The organism is Leucobacter edaphi, from assembly GCF_016522535.1.
In the GTDB taxonomy this organism is placed as follows: domain Bacteria; phylum Actinomycetota; class Actinomycetes; order Actinomycetales; family Microbacteriaceae; genus Leucobacter; species Leucobacter edaphi.
In genome coordinates, this window is sequence record NZ_JAEHOI010000004.1 from 140,488 (window position 1) to 153,821 (window position 13,334).

The window sequence follows — 13,334 nt, forward strand, 5'->3', positions numbered from 1 at the left end:
CTGTGCCTCCTGGGGCGGTTGGTCTCAGTACTCAGTCTTGAGCGGGGTGAATTTTCCGCTGGACGGAGGAATATGGAAAGTCCTGATCGTGGCCTCGGCCGCGTCGTGGAACGCGGTGATGGCTGCCACGCCGCCATCACCGGCGGTCGGGTACGCGATCGATGCTACCGCGACGTACTGCGGATCGTCGGCGGGGAAGATTCCGGCGAAGCTGTGGACGAAGTCCGCGCGGTAGCCGCCCTGCCCGTCCGACTGCTCCGCAGTGCCGGTCTTGCCCGCGATCCGGTAGCCGGGGATGTCGACGAACTCGTTGAACCAGCCGGAGGCGACGACCGTCTCGAGCATCGCCATGACCTCCTTCGAGGTCTCCTTCTTCACCGCGGTGACGGGATCGCCGTGCTTCGGGGTCGTTTTCTTCCCGTCGTCCGCCGTGCACGACTTCACGAGCGTCGGCGGCACGCGGACGCCCCCGTTCGCGATCGCCTGATAGGCGCCGGCCGTCTGCACGATCGTGGAGGAGAGGCCCTGGCCGAACATCGTGTTGTACGAGGTCTGGCGATCCCACTCCTTATAGTCGTTGAGACGTCCGGAGTCCTCGAGCGGCATGCCGGCCTCGGTGGACGTGCCGATCCCGAACTTCTTGAGGTAGTCGTAGCGGACCTCGGGGCTGAGACGGGAACCGAGCATCGACGTTCCCACGTTCGAGGACTGGGTCAGGATCCCGGCGAGGGTCCACTGCATCGGCGGGTGGTTGAAGGAGTCGCCGAATCGGACCCCCGGCTCCGGCTCGAGGTAGTCGGGGGTGAGATTGCGCGTGCTCGCGTCCGCCTTGCCCTGGTCGACGAGCGACGCCGCTGTGATCATCTTGAAGGTCGAGCCGGGCTCGTACGGGGCTACGAAGGAGCGGGCCTCGCGCTTCTCGGGGTCTGAGGCGCTGACGTCGTTCGGGTCGACGGAGCCGTCCTCCGCGACGGCGACGAGCTCGCCCGTCTTCGCGTTCATAACGACGAGCAATCCCCACTCGGCGCCGACCTTGTCCACCTGCTGGTTGATGGCCTGCTGGGCCTCCCACTGCAGGTCGCGGTCGATCGTGAGCTCGACCGTTCCGCCATTCTTGGCCTTCTTCTCGACGACGACACTGCCGGGGAGCGCCACGCCGTCCGCGCCGCGCTCGTAGGTCTCCGAGCCGTCCGATCCGGTGAGGCACTCGTTCTGGGAGGCTTCGATCCCCGACTGCGGCTGCTGGTCGGAGCTGATGAAGCCGATCAGATTGCCGCCGACCGCGCCGTTCGGGTAGGCGCGCTTGTTCTGGCTCTCGAAGGTCAGCCACGGGATCTTGAGCTTCTTGAGCTCGTTCAGCTGCCCGAGGTCGACGGAGCGCTTGACGTAGGCGAAGTCCGACTTCTTGTTCTCCTTGAGGGCGTCGTCGACGATCTTCTGGATCTCGCTGCCCTTCTGGCCGGTGATCGCGCCGATCTCCTCGAACGCCTGCGCAGCGGTCACCTCGACCGTTCCGACACCGCGATCGGTATCGACGCGCCAGAATTTTCCGCCGTTGAGCTTCGTATTCTTCGGCGAGAGTTGCACGTCGTAGCGCTCGTCGGTCGTCGCGAGCACCTCGCCGTTGCGGTCGACGATATCGCCGCGAACGCTGGGGATCGCGACGGGAACCGCCCGCTTGTCCTTCGCTTCCTCGGACAGCGCCGAGGCGGAGACGACCTGCAGGTCGACGAGCCGCACGAGAAAGAGCAGCGCTGCGACGATGACGATCCCGAGAGCGATCGCCCGGCGCGCCCGACTCCCCCGCAATCTCAGCATCCTGCTCCTCCTGAACGTCGCCGACTAGTGCGTTTCAGGTGCCGGCAGCTTGCCCTTCCACCGTACCGGTGCCTGCGTCGGATCGACCTGATCATCGGCGGCCTGTCCCGAGCTTCGCGAAACGAGCAGCCCCTTCGCGTCAACGACGGGCATGTTCTTGAGCGTGGCGTTCGGCACGAGGTTCTCGCGCGCCTCGGTCGTCTTGGACTCGAGCGCTCCGAGCACCGCGCCGTTGCTCAGGCGCAGGGTCGCGGGGTGCGAGTTCTGCACCATGCCGAGGGCCGCCGCGTTCTCCGCGAGGTTCTGCGGGGACGACAGCTTGTCTACGTTCTGCGAGAGCACGCGCTCGACGCGGGCGAGGTCGCGCTGCTCGATCTCGAGCGCGCGCGTCTCGTAGGCGCCCTGCGAGACGGCGATGCTGAGACCGAGCTGAGCCCCCATGATGCCGAGGATCACGCCGACCGCGATGAGCGAGCCCATGAGCGGGCTGCGCCGGCGGCGGGTCTCCCCAGCGGGAGCCGGAGTGGCGATCCGGAGATGCCGCTCCTCGCGCTCGCGCGCCGGTGTGGTTCCTGGAGCACCGAGCGACGGGTCGCGAAGCGCGTCGAGGTCGAAATCGACCGGGACCGTGTTGTTCATCGCTCATCCCTCACTCGTTCGGCGGCGCGGAGGCGCACCGGGATCGCACGCGGGTTTCGCGCGCGTTCGTCGTCGTCGGCGAGCTCCGCACCCCGGGTGAGGAGGCGGAACTCTGGCTTGTGCTCGGGGAGCTCGACTGGGAGCCCCTGGGGCGCGGTCGAGGCGCTCCGCTTCGCGAGCAGACGCTTCACGAAGCGGTCCTCCAGGGACTGATAGGACATGATCACGGCGCGACCGCCGACACTGAGGAGGTCGAGCGCTGCCGGGATCGCGCGTTCGAGGACGGAGAGCTCGCCGTTGACCTCGATCCGGAGCGCCTGGAAGACCCGCTTCGCCGGGTGCCGCTGGTCGCGGACCGCCGCGGGGGTGGCTTCCTGCAGGATCTCAACGAGCTGGCCGCTCCGCAGGATCGGCTCGCTCTGCCGCGCGGCGATGATGGCGCGCGCGTAGCGCCCGGCGAGGGGCTCCTCGCCGTAGCGCTCGAAGATCGCCCGCAGGCGCCCCTCGGGGGCGGTTGCGAGAATGTCGGCCGCGGTCTCGCCTCGGCTCTGATCCATGCGCATGTCGAGCGGGGCGTCCTTCGCGTAGGCGAATCCGCGATCGGCGTCGTCGAGTTGCAGCGAAGAGACGCCGAGGTCGAAGAGCACGCCGTCGATCCGCTCGAAGCCGCTTTCGCGAACGGCGCGGCCGATTTCGTCGTAGACGGCGTGGACGCGGATGACGCGATCGCCGAAGCGGGCGAGCCGGCGGCCCGCGAGCTCGAGCGCTTCCGTGTCGCGGTCGAGCCCGATCACGGTCAGCCCGGGATGTGCGTCGAGCATCGCCTCCGTGTGGCCGCCCATTCCCAGGGTGGCGTCGACGATGACGGCGCCGTCACGATCGGCGGCCGGCGCGAGAAGCGCGAGGCAGCGCTCGAGCAGCACGGGGACGTGCAGCTCGCTCGCGTCGCGGGTGTCTGGGCTCATGGGTTCGGGGGTCTCGATGCTGGTGGCTGGCTGGTGGTCTGCGGAGGTTTCGGGGGTCTCGGGCGCTTCTGTCATGGCGGATCCGGGCTAGAACATGCCCGGGATCACCTCCTCCTCGATCGCGGAGAATGCGCTCTCCTGCTCGGTGAGGTACTTCTGCCAGGCCTCCGCGTCCCAGATCTCGGCGCGGGATCCCGCCCCGATCACTGCGAGTTCCCGATCGAGCCCCGCGTACTCGCGAAGCCCCTGCGGGATCGTGATGCGGTGCTGCTTGTCGGGGGTCTCGGGGTGGGCTCCCGACAGGAACACGCGGAGGTAATCGCGCGCCTGCTTGGAGGCGAGCGGTGCCTGGCGCACGCGCTGGTGCATCTCGGCGAACTCCGCCTCGCTGAAGACGTAGAGGCAGTGCTCCTGGCCGCGGGTGATCACGAGCCCGTCGGCGAGCTCGTCGCGAAATTTGGCGGGCAGGATCACGCGTCCTTTTTCGTCGAGCCGGGGCGTGAAGGTACCGAGGAACACGGATGCCTCCCTTCACCGACTCGAACGTGAGCCCTACATTACTCCACTTCCCTCCACTTCATGCCCCAAAATTCAAATTTCACCCACTGCACCGCCCCGGTTCGCCGCGAACGGCCGCATTTCACCGCTCCGGCGGCAACTTTCCGCAGCGAATTCGCTCCGGCGTGGCGCCCCTGACCCCCTCGAGATCAGCGATTCTTATGGGATTCCGCGTTCCAGGACGCGGACGAAGCCCGGAGTGGAGCAAAGTGGAGCGTCCGGGGAGCCCGCGGCCCATCGACGGCCGCAAACGGGGCCCGGTCCCGCGATCCGGGCACAAAAAAACCGGTGGCCGCGGGATCACCCGCGGCCACCGGCCTGAAAACTGCTGGCGAGCCTAGCGCTCGCCCTCCATCCGCTCATCCCAGCGACGCTCCGCGCGCTCGCTGAAGGACTCGCGCGCGTGCGCCTTCGGCTTCGGCCCGCCGGGGTGCTCTCCGGCGACGACCTCTTCGGTCGATCCCTTCGAGAGCATCAGGGTCACTCCGCCGATCATGACGGCGAACCCGATCAAACCCAGCCAGAGCTGCTGCGCGGCGACGCCGCCCACCAGCACTCCGATTCCGACGACCACTACGACGATCCCCAGGACCAGGGATCGATAATTCACGCGGCGGCGAGCACCGGTGGCCGTCTGCATGACGTCCGCCTCACTCTGATAGAAGCCGCGCTCCATCTCGTCAAGCAGTCGCTGCTCGTGCTCTGACAGCGCCATGACGACCCCTCCTCGGCGATTGATTTCCTGTTCAAACGAGTCTACGCTGCCCCGCGCGACTAGGCTAGTTGCGTGCAGGATACGACGCGACTCGCAGGGCTTATTCAGGAGCGGATCAACGACACCGTTGCTCGGCATCGGGAGCGACTCGAGCCGCTCGGCCCCGATACCGCTCCCCTGCTCGACGAAGCAATCGGCTTCCTGTCGGGCGGTAAGCGCTTCCGCGCCCAGTTCGCCATCCTCGGGTACCGCGCGGTGCGCGGCCTCGATATCGACGGCGAGGTCGACGCGGAGTTCGGCGCCGTGCTCGACGCGGCGTGCGCCCTGGAGTTGTTCCACGCGGCCGCGCTCATCCACGACGATGTCATCGACCGCTCGGACACGCGCAGGGGGCGGCTCTCCGTCCATCGGCTCTTCTCCGCGCTCCACTCGCGGGGCGGCTGGAAGGGCGCTGCCGATCACTTCGGGCTCGCCTCCGCGATCCTCCTCGGCGATCTCCTGCAGTCCTGGGCCGACGAGCTCATGCAGGCGGCCTGCGACGCGGCCCCCGACCGCGGGTGGGCCCTGCGCACGCGCGAGCACTTCAATCGCATGCGCAGCGAGGTTGCGCTCGGCCAGTACCTCGACGTGCTCGAGGAGCAGCGCACGCTGTTCGCCGAGCACGACGTCCAGCTCGAGCGTTCCACCCGCGTGCTCGTCTACAAGTCCGCCAAGTACAGCGTCGAAGCCCCGCTCCTGATCGGAGCGGCCCTCGCCGGAGCCAACGAGGACCAGGAGGCCGCGCTCGCCGAGTTCGGGCTCCCCGTCGGCGTCGCCTTCCAGCTCCGCGACGATCTGCTCGGCGTGTTCGGCGACGCCGAGGTCACGGGCAAGCCCGCCGGCGACGATCTCGTCGAGGGGAAGCGGACCGTCCTCGTGACGCTCGCGCGCGAGAATCTCCCCGGCACCCAGCAACGGATCTTCGACGACCTTCTCGGCACCGAACTCGACGGCGACCAGGTCGCGATGATGCAGCGCACCATCCGCGAGAGCGGCGCAGTGGATCAGGTCGAGGAGATGATCACTCGCAACGTCGACCGAGCGACCACCGCGATCGGGCGCGCCCCGATCCGGGAGAACGCTGCGCGCATGCTGGCGACGCTCGCGGAGCGTGCGGCGCGCAGAACCGCCTAGTTAGGGGGCCAAACGCGCGGGAACCGCCGCTTTACGGAGCCCCCGTCCGCGATCGCCCGCCGCGATGGATCGATCGACCGGGGCCCGCGCCGGCTAGAACGCGAGCGACTGCGTTGCGCGGCGCACCGCGCTCTTGCGGCCTGCGCGCAGCGAGTCAACGGGGCGCTCGCCCAGCTCGTCGTTCACCTCGAGCATCCACGCGACGGCCTCGTCGTTCGAGAAGCCGGCGTCGAGGAGCACCAGCAGCGTGCCGCGCAGCGGGGGCAGCGGGTGATCATCGACCACGAACTCCGCGGGAACCTTGAGCACGCCATCGACGCGCACCGCCGCCAGGTGGTGATCCTCGATGAGCCGGCGGACCTTGCCCTGCACCAGGCCGAATCGCTCGACGAGGTCCGGGATCGTGAAGTACTGAGTGTCGGGTCCGTGATTCTCTGGCACGTTTCAACTCTGCCAGCGACAGCGCGCCCGCGCAAACAGCGGCGTCGAGCGATGCGCCGCGGCGCGCCCGGACGGCCGCACCCAGCGCCGCTCGCGGACGCGCCCAGCCCCGGTCACGGCGCGCAGTTTCCTCACGGACCGGCGCGCGTCCACCGAGCGGCATCTCTTATTCCGTAGAATTCCGGCGTGACCCCTGCGCCCTCCGACCCGATGATCGGGCAGACGCTCGACGGACGCTACGCGATTCGCTCGCGTATCGCCCGCGGCGGTATGGCGATGGTCTATCTGGCGAACGATCTCCGCCTGGAGCGCCGCGTCGCCGTCAAGGTCATGCACGAACACCTCGCGGAGGACGACAACTTCACGCGACGCTTCGAGCAGGAGGCGAGAAGCGCGGCGCGGCTCTCGCATCCGAACCTCGTGAACGTCTTCGATCAGGGCCACGATCTGGGCCGAACGTACCTGGTGATGGAGTATCTCCCGAGCATCACGCTCCGCGAGCTCCTGAAGCAGCAGAAGAGCCTGACCGCCGAACAGTCGATGGAAATCGGCGAGGCGGTGCTCGCGGGGCTCGCCGCGGCACACCGTGCGGGAATCGTGCATCGTGATCTGAAGCCCGAGAATGTGATGCTCGCGGACGACGGCAGGATCAAGCTCGGCGATTTCGGGCTCGCGCGCGCGGTGAGCGCCAATACGACAACGGGGCAGGCGCTGCTCGGCACGATCGCGTATCTCTCTCCGGAGCTCGTCACCCGCGGCGTCGCGGATGCGCGCAGCGACGTGTACGCCTTCGGGATCATGCTCTACGAAATGCTCACGGGAGAGCAGCCGTTCACGGGCGAGCAACCGATGCAGATCGCCTATCAGCACGCTCACTCCGAGGTTCCCGCACCCTCGCTGAGAAGCACCGAGGCCTCACCCGAGCTCGACCAGCTCGTGCTCTGGACCACGCAGCGCGAACCGGAGCAGCGTCCGCTCGACGCCGGCGAGGCGCTCGACTTCCTGTCGGCCGTTCGCCGCGGCGAACCCGGGGAGAATGCCACGCGGGTCCTCCCGAGCGATCTGGGGGGCACGCCGACGCCGTCCACGACGGTCCTCGATCGGGTGCAGCAGGAGGCTCTCGCCGCCGGCAGCGCGTTCACGGATGGCGGCTCCTTCGCGGGGACCGCCGAGCAGACGCCAGCGGCCGACCCGCCCGTCCCAGCTGGCCCGATCGAGCTCGCCGCCGCCTCCGCGGCGAAGCGCAGGCGTCGGGGCGTCTGGGCCGCGCTGATCGTGGCCGTGCTCGTCGTCGTCGCGGGAGGAATCGGCTGGTGGTTCGGGCAGGGGCCCGGCTCGAAGGTCGCCGTTCCCGGCGTGGCCGGGCAAGACCTCGCGGCCGCTGAATCCCTGATCAACGAGCAGCAGCTCGTGCCAGAGGTGTTCGAGTGCTCGAGCCTCGAGATCCCGGCGGGCAAGGCAGTGCGCACCGAGCCGGGCGAGGGCACCCGCCTCGATCGCGGGGCGACCGTGCGCGTCTGCAAGTCCACTGGCCCGCGCCAGCTCGCCGTCCCCACGATCGTCGGGCTCGCGCAGCCGAAAGCGCAGGAGCTCATCGGCTCGCAGGGCTTCACCTTCGGCAAGGTCATCGAGGAGCGATTCTCCGATCAGCAGAAGGGCACCGTGCTGGCGGCGCTCGACGCCGACGGCAACGGGCTCGGCGAGACCTACTCCGAGAAGGGGCGGATCGATCTCATCGTCTCCGCCGGCGGGTTCCCCGACGTCACCGGCAGCTCTCCGGAGCAGGCGGCCTCGAAGCTGCGCGAGGCCGGCCTCGAGCACGCCCCCGAACACAACACCGAGGCCTACAGCGACACCGTGAAGAAGGGCTCCGTCATCGGCATCGTGCCCCTCTCCGAGACCGTGCGGGTGGGCGACACCGTCGGCCTGCAGATCTCGCTCGGCCCCGAGCTGTTCGACATCCCCGATGTCGCGGGAAAGCCGCTGCAGGAGGCGATGAACATCCTCTCCGGCGCCGGGTTCAAGCCTTCGACGCTCGTCCCCGACGCGCTGAGGGACTTCGCGAAGGCGACCGGAACGGACCCCGGTGCTGGCAAGCGCGCGCCGAAGGGCGCCGAGATCCGCGTCAAGAGCACGATCTCGCTCTAGCGTCGGGATCTCCCGACCCCGCGCCGCACCGTCCTCGCAGGAGCCGGCAGCGCAAAACGAAGCGCGTCGCGCCCGCTCACGCGCGAGAAACGCGCAGGGGCGCCGCGCGAACCCGCGCGGCGCCCCTCACTCCCCCTGATCAGCGGGAAAAACGCTTGAGTTCTTCGGCCACCCGGAACGCGAGCTCGAGCGACTGCATGTGGTTGAGCCTCGGGTCGCAGACCGACTCGTAGCGGGTCGCGAGCGTGGCCTCGTCGATGTTCTCGGAGCCGCCGAGGCACTCGGTCACGTCGTCGCCGGTGAGCTCAACGTGGATCCCGCCGGGCACGGTGCCCGCGGCGCGGTGCGACTCGAAGAACCCGAGGAGCTCGTCCATCACGTCGTCGAAGCGGCGCGTCTTGTACCCCGTCGCCGTGGTGATGCCGTTGCCGTGCATCGGATCGGTGATCCACAGCGGGGTCGCCCCCGCATCGCGAACGCCCTCGAGCAGCCCCGGCAGCACGTCGCGGATCTTGCCGGCACCCATGCGAGTGATGAAGGTGAGGCGGCCCGGCTCGCGCTCGGGATCGAGCTTGTCGATGAGCCGCAGCGCATCGTCAACGGTCGCCGTCGGGCCGAGCTTCACCCCGATCGGGTTGCGGACGTGCGACAGGAACTCCACGTGGGCCCCGTCGAGATCGCGGGTCCGCTCCCCGATCCAGAGCATGTGCGCCGAGGTGTCGTAGAGCTCGCCCGTCCGCGAGTCGATGCGGGTGAGCGGGCGCTCGTAGTCGAGCAGCAGCGCCTCGTGGCTGACGTAGAACTCGGTCTGCGTGAGTGCCGTGTGATCCACCCCGCAGGCGTCCATGAACTTCAGGGCGCGATCGATCTCGGCGGCCAGCGACTCGTAGCGCTGGTTGGCCGGGTTCGACACGAAGCCGCGATTCCACGCGTGCACCTGGCGCAGGTCGGCGAAACCGCCCTGCGTGAACGCGCGAATGAGGTTCAGCGTCGAGGCGGAGACGTGGTAGCCCTGCACGAGGCGCGACGGATCGGCGGTGCGGGACTCCTCGGTGAAGTCGTAGCCGTTGACGAGGTCGCCGCGGTAGGCCGGCAGCGTGACCCCCTCGCGGGTCTCGGAGTCGCTCGAGCGCGGCTTCGCGAACTGCCCGGCCATGCGACCCACCTTGATCACGGGGGTCGATGCGCCGTACGTGAGCACGACGGCCATCTGGAGCAGCGTCTTCACGCGGTCGCGGATCTTGTCCGCAGTGGCCGCCTCGAAGGTCTCGGCGCAGTCGCCGCCCTGCAGCAGGAAAGCCTCACCGCGCGCAGCGGAGGCCAGGCGCTCGCGGAGCTGGTCCGCCTCGCCGGCGAAGACGAGCGGCGGCTGCAGTGCGAGGTCCTCCCCTGCGCGCTCGACGGCCGCGGCGTCCGGCCAGCTCGGCTGCTGCTTCGCTGGCAGCTCGCGATAGCGATCGAGCTCGGCGATCAGGCGCGCTGCTGCTGTCTCGTCGATCTGGCTCGTCATCTTCGATCCCTCGGGTCGTTTTCTGCGTCGATCGGCGGTGCGCCGCGACCTTTCCAGCCTACTAGGCCGGGAGACGCCGCTGTTCCGCGCTCCGCGAACCGGCGCGGGCGCTGGCTCGCGGGCCGCCTAGGCGGCTTTGGCGCGCACGCTCGACGCGTAGACGTCGACGTATTCCTGGCCGCTGAGCTTCTGAATCTCGAGCATGATCTCGTCGGTCACGCTGCGCAGCACGAAACGGTCGGCGCTCATCCCCGCGAAGCGGGAGAAGTCGAGGGGCTTGCCGATCACGGTGCCGATGCGGCGGAGCTTCGGGAACTTGGCGCCAATCGGCATCGCCTTCTCGGTGTCGATCATGACGATCGGCACGACCACAGCGCCCGACTCGAGCACGAGCCGAGCGACGCCGGTCCGGCCCCGGTACAGGCGCGCATCGGGGCTGCGCGTGCCCTCCGGGTAGATTCCCAGCACATCCCCACGATCGAGGACGCTCAGGCCCGTGTTGAGCGAGGCCTCGGAGGCTTTTCCGCCTGAGCGGTCGATCGGCAGCTGTCCGACGGCGGTCATAAAGGTCTTGACCAGCCATCCCTTCAGGCCTTTTCCGGTGAAGTAGTCGCTCTTCGCCAGGAAGTACACGCGACGGTCCACCATGAGGGGCATGAAGAACGAATCGATGACCGAAAGGTGATTTCCGACAATAATTACCGGTCCGGAAGCCGGAATGTTCTCGGCACCCTCCACCCACGGGCGGTACAACGTTTTCAAAAACGGCCCGATGATCAGGTGTTTAAAGATCCAATAGAGCACGGTCGGCGTTTTCCTCTCGACGAGGAACCAGAATAGCCGCTCAGCACCCCGTGACACGCATACAGATAGGCTCATTTCATATGCCGCGCGTTGCAGCGCGCAGATTGCGACCGGTACACGAGGTATCAAAGGAGCTCCCGTGCAACAGACTGAGACCCCTGTTCTCATTCCATCCGTCCCCGAGGACAACATCACCGACCTGCTCGAGCAGCGCGTCGCCGCCACCCCCGATCGCGCGATCTTCGCGGTCCCGGATGGCCAGGGCTGGGCCGACATCACCGCGACGGAGTTCCGCCGCCAGGTGATCGAGCTCGCCAAGGGCTTCGCCGCCGCCGGAATCGAGCCGGGCGAGCGCGTCGCCTTCATGTGCAAGACGAGCTACGAGTGGACGCTCGTGGACTTTGCCCTCCACTACGCGGGCGCCGTCATGGTCCCCGTCTACGAGACTTCCTCGCCGCTCCAGATCCACTGGATCGTCGAGAACTCCGGCGCGCGCGCCATGCTCACCGAGACGAAGGATCACGCTGATCGCTTTGAGGAGCTGCGCCAGGAGGCGAAGAACGTCACGCTCAGCTGGCGCATGGACGAGGGAGCGCTCGCCGAGCTGCGCGCCCTCGGCGCGGACGTCAGCGACGAGGAGATCGAGCGTCGCCGCAACATCGCCGTCGGCTCCGACATCGCCACGCTCATCTACACCTCCGGCTCGACCGGCCGCCCCAAGGGCTGCGTGCTCACCCACTCGAACTTCGTCGACCTCGCCCGCAACGCCGCGGGCGCGCTCAGCGAAGTCGTGCAGCAGCCCGGCTCCTCGACCCTGCTGTTCGTCACCCTCGCGCACGTCTTCGCGCGCTTCATCTCCGTGCTCGCCGTGCACTCCGGTGTGCGCGTCGGGCACCAGGCCGACACGACCCAGCTGCTCCCCGCGCTCGGCACCTTCCGCCCGACCTTCCTGCTCGCCGTTCCGCGCGTGTTCGAGAAGGTCTACAACTCGGCCGAGCAGTCCACCGAAGCCGATGGCAAGGGCAAGATCTTCCGCGCCGCAGCGCGGGTCGCGGTGCAGCACTCCGAGGCGCTCGACGCCGGCAAGGTTCCGTTCATGCTCGGGATCAAGTTCAAGCTGTTCGACAAGCTCGTCTACGCGAAGCTCCGTGAGAAGCTCGGCGGCCGCGTGAAGTACGCGGTCTCGGGGTCGGCGCCGCTCAGCCACTACCTCGGCCACTTCTACCGCAGCCTGGGCGTGAAGATCCTCGAGGGCTACGGCCTCACCGAGACGACGGCCCCCGTGTCCGTCAACCTGCCGGACAAGTTCAAGATCGGCACCGTGGGCCCGGCTCTCCCCGGCCACACGATCCGGATTGCCGAGGACGGCGAGATCGAAGTCAAGGGCATCGACGTCTTCAAGGAGTACTGGGAGAACCCCGAGGCCACGAAGGCCGTCTTCACCGAGGACGGCTTCTTCAAGACCGGCGATCTGGGATCCCTCGACGCCGACGGCTACCTCACGATCACGGGCCGCAAGAAGGAGATCATCGTCACCGCCGGCGGCAAGAATGTCTCCCCCGCCGCGCTCGAGGACCCGATCCGCGCGAACACGATCATCAGCCAGGTCGTCGTCGTCGGCGACCAGAAGCCGTTCATCGCGGCACTCGTGACGCTCGACACGGAGATGCTCCCCGCCTGGTTGAACAACGCTGGCGAGGATCCCAACATGTCGATCGAAGAGGCCTCGCGGAATCCGAAGGTGCTCGCCGAGGTGCAGAGCGCGATCGACGAGGGCAACAAGTACGTTTCCCGCGCCGAGTCGATTCGCAAGTTCGTGATCCTCCCGACCGACTTCTTCGAGGCGAACGGCCATCTGACCCCGAAGATGAGCATCAAGCGCGACAACATCCTCCGCGACTTCGCGGGCGAGATCGCCGCCATCTACGGCGAGAACCCCAGCACGGAGGCGCTGCAGACGCCCTAGTCCAGCCGCTCCGGCCGACCCGCGGCGCAACGGAACAGGCCCCCGGCTCGCACTGAGCCAGGGGCCTGTTCCGTTTCTTCGAGCGGGAACGCCCGATCAGAACCAGCTGGAGGTGCGGATCGCCCGCATCGCCTCGCCGCGGGTCTCGCGGTCGAGCCGCGAGATGTAGAGCTTGCCGTCGAGATGGTCGCACTCGTGCTGCAGAGCCTGCGCGAGCAGGCCCTCGCCGGAGATCACGATCTCCTTGCCGTCGAGGTCGATCCCGCGGACCGTCGCGCGCGGGTAGCGATCGACGTCGAACCACAGATCGGGCACGGAGAGGCAACCCTCGCCCGTGGGGACGGGGTCGCCCTCGAGCGCGACGATCTCCGGGTTCAGGATGTAGCTCACCGCGCCGTCGATGTGGAGACTGAAGGCGCGCTGGGTGTAGCCGATCTGCGTGGAGGCCAGCCCGGCACGGCCGTCGAAGGCCACCGTGTCAACGAGGTCGGCGACGAGCGCGCGCACGCCATCGTCGATGGTCTCGATCGGATCGCACACGGTGCGCAGCACCGGGTCGCCGAAGACTCGGATCTCCCGAATCGCCATGAGTGTTCC

Annotated in this window: 12 protein-coding genes; 3 read left to right on the forward strand and 9 right to left on the reverse strand. The window is 68.1% G+C overall.

The window, feature by feature from the left end:
• Window positions 1–24: 24 nt before the first annotated feature.
• From JD292_RS05435 to JD292_RS05455, 5 genes are all read right to left on the reverse strand, one after another.
• A complete protein-coding gene (locus JD292_RS05435) occupies window positions 25–1,818 on the reverse strand; it encodes a peptidoglycan D,D-transpeptidase FtsI family protein (protein ID WP_200131723.1) in 1,794 nt (597 codons plus the stop codon).
• A gap of 24 nt (window positions 1,819–1,842) precedes the next feature.
• Window positions 1,843–2,457 carry a cell division protein FtsL gene (ftsL, locus tag JD292_RS05440; RefSeq protein WP_200131724.1) on the reverse strand — a complete coding sequence of 205 codons (615 nt, stop codon included), beginning with the start codon at window positions 2,455–2,457 and terminating at the stop codon, window positions 1,843–1,845.
• Window positions 2,454–3,422, reverse strand: a complete 969-nt coding sequence (gene rsmH / locus JD292_RS05445; protein WP_200131752.1) for a 16S rRNA (cytosine(1402)-N(4))-methyltransferase RsmH — start codon at window positions 3,420–3,422, stop codon at window positions 2,454–2,456. The genes ftsL and rsmH overlap by 4 nt, the downstream gene beginning before the upstream one ends.
• An 87-nt stretch (window positions 3,423–3,509) precedes the next feature.
• Window positions 3,510–3,941 carry a division/cell wall cluster transcriptional repressor MraZ gene (gene mraZ / locus JD292_RS05450; RefSeq protein WP_200131725.1) on the reverse strand — a complete coding sequence of 144 codons (432 nt, stop codon included), beginning with the start codon at window positions 3,939–3,941 and terminating at the stop codon, window positions 3,510–3,512.
• 376 nt (window positions 3,942–4,317) lie between these two features.
• Window positions 4,318–4,695, reverse strand: a complete 378-nt coding sequence (locus JD292_RS05455) for a DUF3040 domain-containing protein (protein WP_200131726.1) — start codon at window positions 4,693–4,695, stop codon at window positions 4,318–4,320.
• Window positions 4,696–4,767: 72 nt separating this feature from the next.
• On the opposite strand from JD292_RS05455, the gene JD292_RS05460 reads away from it, so the two are divergent.
• Window positions 4,768–5,868: a polyprenyl synthetase family protein gene (locus JD292_RS05460; RefSeq protein WP_200131727.1), complete on the forward strand. Its 1,101-nt coding sequence runs from the start codon at window positions 4,768–4,770 to the stop codon at window positions 5,866–5,868.
• A gap of 93 nt (window positions 5,869–5,961) precedes the next feature.
• On the opposite strand, the gene JD292_RS05465 is transcribed toward JD292_RS05460, so the two are convergent.
• A complete protein-coding gene (locus tag JD292_RS05465) occupies window positions 5,962–6,309 on the reverse strand; it encodes an Rv2175c family DNA-binding protein (RefSeq protein ID WP_200131728.1) in 348 nt (115 codons plus the stop codon).
• Between the two features lie 210 nt (window positions 6,310–6,519).
• Between JD292_RS05465 and pknB the strand changes: the two genes are divergently transcribed.
• Window positions 6,520–8,457, forward strand: a complete 1,938-nt coding sequence (gene pknB / locus JD292_RS05470; protein ID WP_200131753.1) for a Stk1 family PASTA domain-containing Ser/Thr kinase — start codon at window positions 6,520–6,522, stop codon at window positions 8,455–8,457.
• Window positions 8,458–8,596: 139 nt separating this feature from the next.
• Here the strand turns inward: pknB and JD292_RS05475 are convergent, their stop codons facing one another.
• Window positions 8,597–9,967 carry a class II 3-deoxy-7-phosphoheptulonate synthase gene (locus JD292_RS05475; protein ID WP_200131729.1) on the reverse strand — a complete coding sequence of 457 codons (1,371 nt, stop codon included), beginning with the start codon at window positions 9,965–9,967 and terminating at the stop codon, window positions 8,597–8,599.
• A 126-nt stretch (window positions 9,968–10,093) separates the two neighbouring features.
• Window positions 10,094–10,771, reverse strand: coding sequence for a lysophospholipid acyltransferase family protein (locus JD292_RS05480; RefSeq protein WP_200131730.1), 678 nt, complete (start codon window positions 10,769–10,771; stop codon window positions 10,094–10,096).
• 139 nt (window positions 10,772–10,910) lie between these two features.
• Between JD292_RS05480 and JD292_RS05485 the strand changes: the two genes are divergently transcribed.
• Complete coding sequence (locus JD292_RS05485) at window positions 10,911–12,737, forward strand: AMP-dependent synthetase/ligase (RefSeq protein ID WP_200131731.1); 1,827 nt, start codon at window positions 10,911–10,913, stop codon at window positions 12,735–12,737.
• A 96-nt stretch (window positions 12,738–12,833) separates the two neighbouring features.
• Here JD292_RS05485 and def read toward each other — a convergent pair whose 3' ends face one another.
• Window positions 12,834–13,325 carry a peptide deformylase gene (def, locus tag JD292_RS05490; RefSeq protein ID WP_200131732.1) on the reverse strand — a complete coding sequence of 164 codons (492 nt, stop codon included), beginning with the start codon at window positions 13,323–13,325 and terminating at the stop codon, window positions 12,834–12,836.
• Between the last annotated feature and the right edge of the window lie 9 nt (window positions 13,326–13,334).

Coding starts and splice junctions, on each gene's coding strand:
- JD292_RS05435 (WP_200131723.1), bottom strand. CDS start 1,818: ATGCTGAGATTGCGGGGGAGTCGGGCGCGCCGGGCGATCGCTCTCGGG.
- ftsL (WP_200131724.1), bottom strand. CDS start 2,457: ATGAACAACACGGTCCCGGTCGATTTCGACCTCGACGCGCTTCGCGAC.
- rsmH (WP_200131752.1), bottom strand. CDS start 3,422: ATGAGCCCAGACACCCGCGACGCGAGCGAGCTGCACGTCCCCGTGCTG.
- JD292_RS05455 (WP_200131726.1), bottom strand. CDS start 4,695: ATGGCGCTGTCAGAGCACGAGCAGCGACTGCTTGACGAGATGGAGCGC.
- pknB (WP_200131753.1), top strand. CDS start 6,520: ATGATCGGGCAGACGCTCGACGGACGCTACGCGATTCGCTCGCGTATC.
- JD292_RS05475 (WP_200131729.1), bottom strand. CDS start 9,967: ATGACGAGCCAGATCGACGAGACAGCAGCAGCGCGCCTGATCGCCGAG.
- def (WP_200131732.1), bottom strand. CDS start 13,325: ATGGCGATTCGGGAGATCCGAGTCTTCGGCGACCCGGTGCTGCGCACC.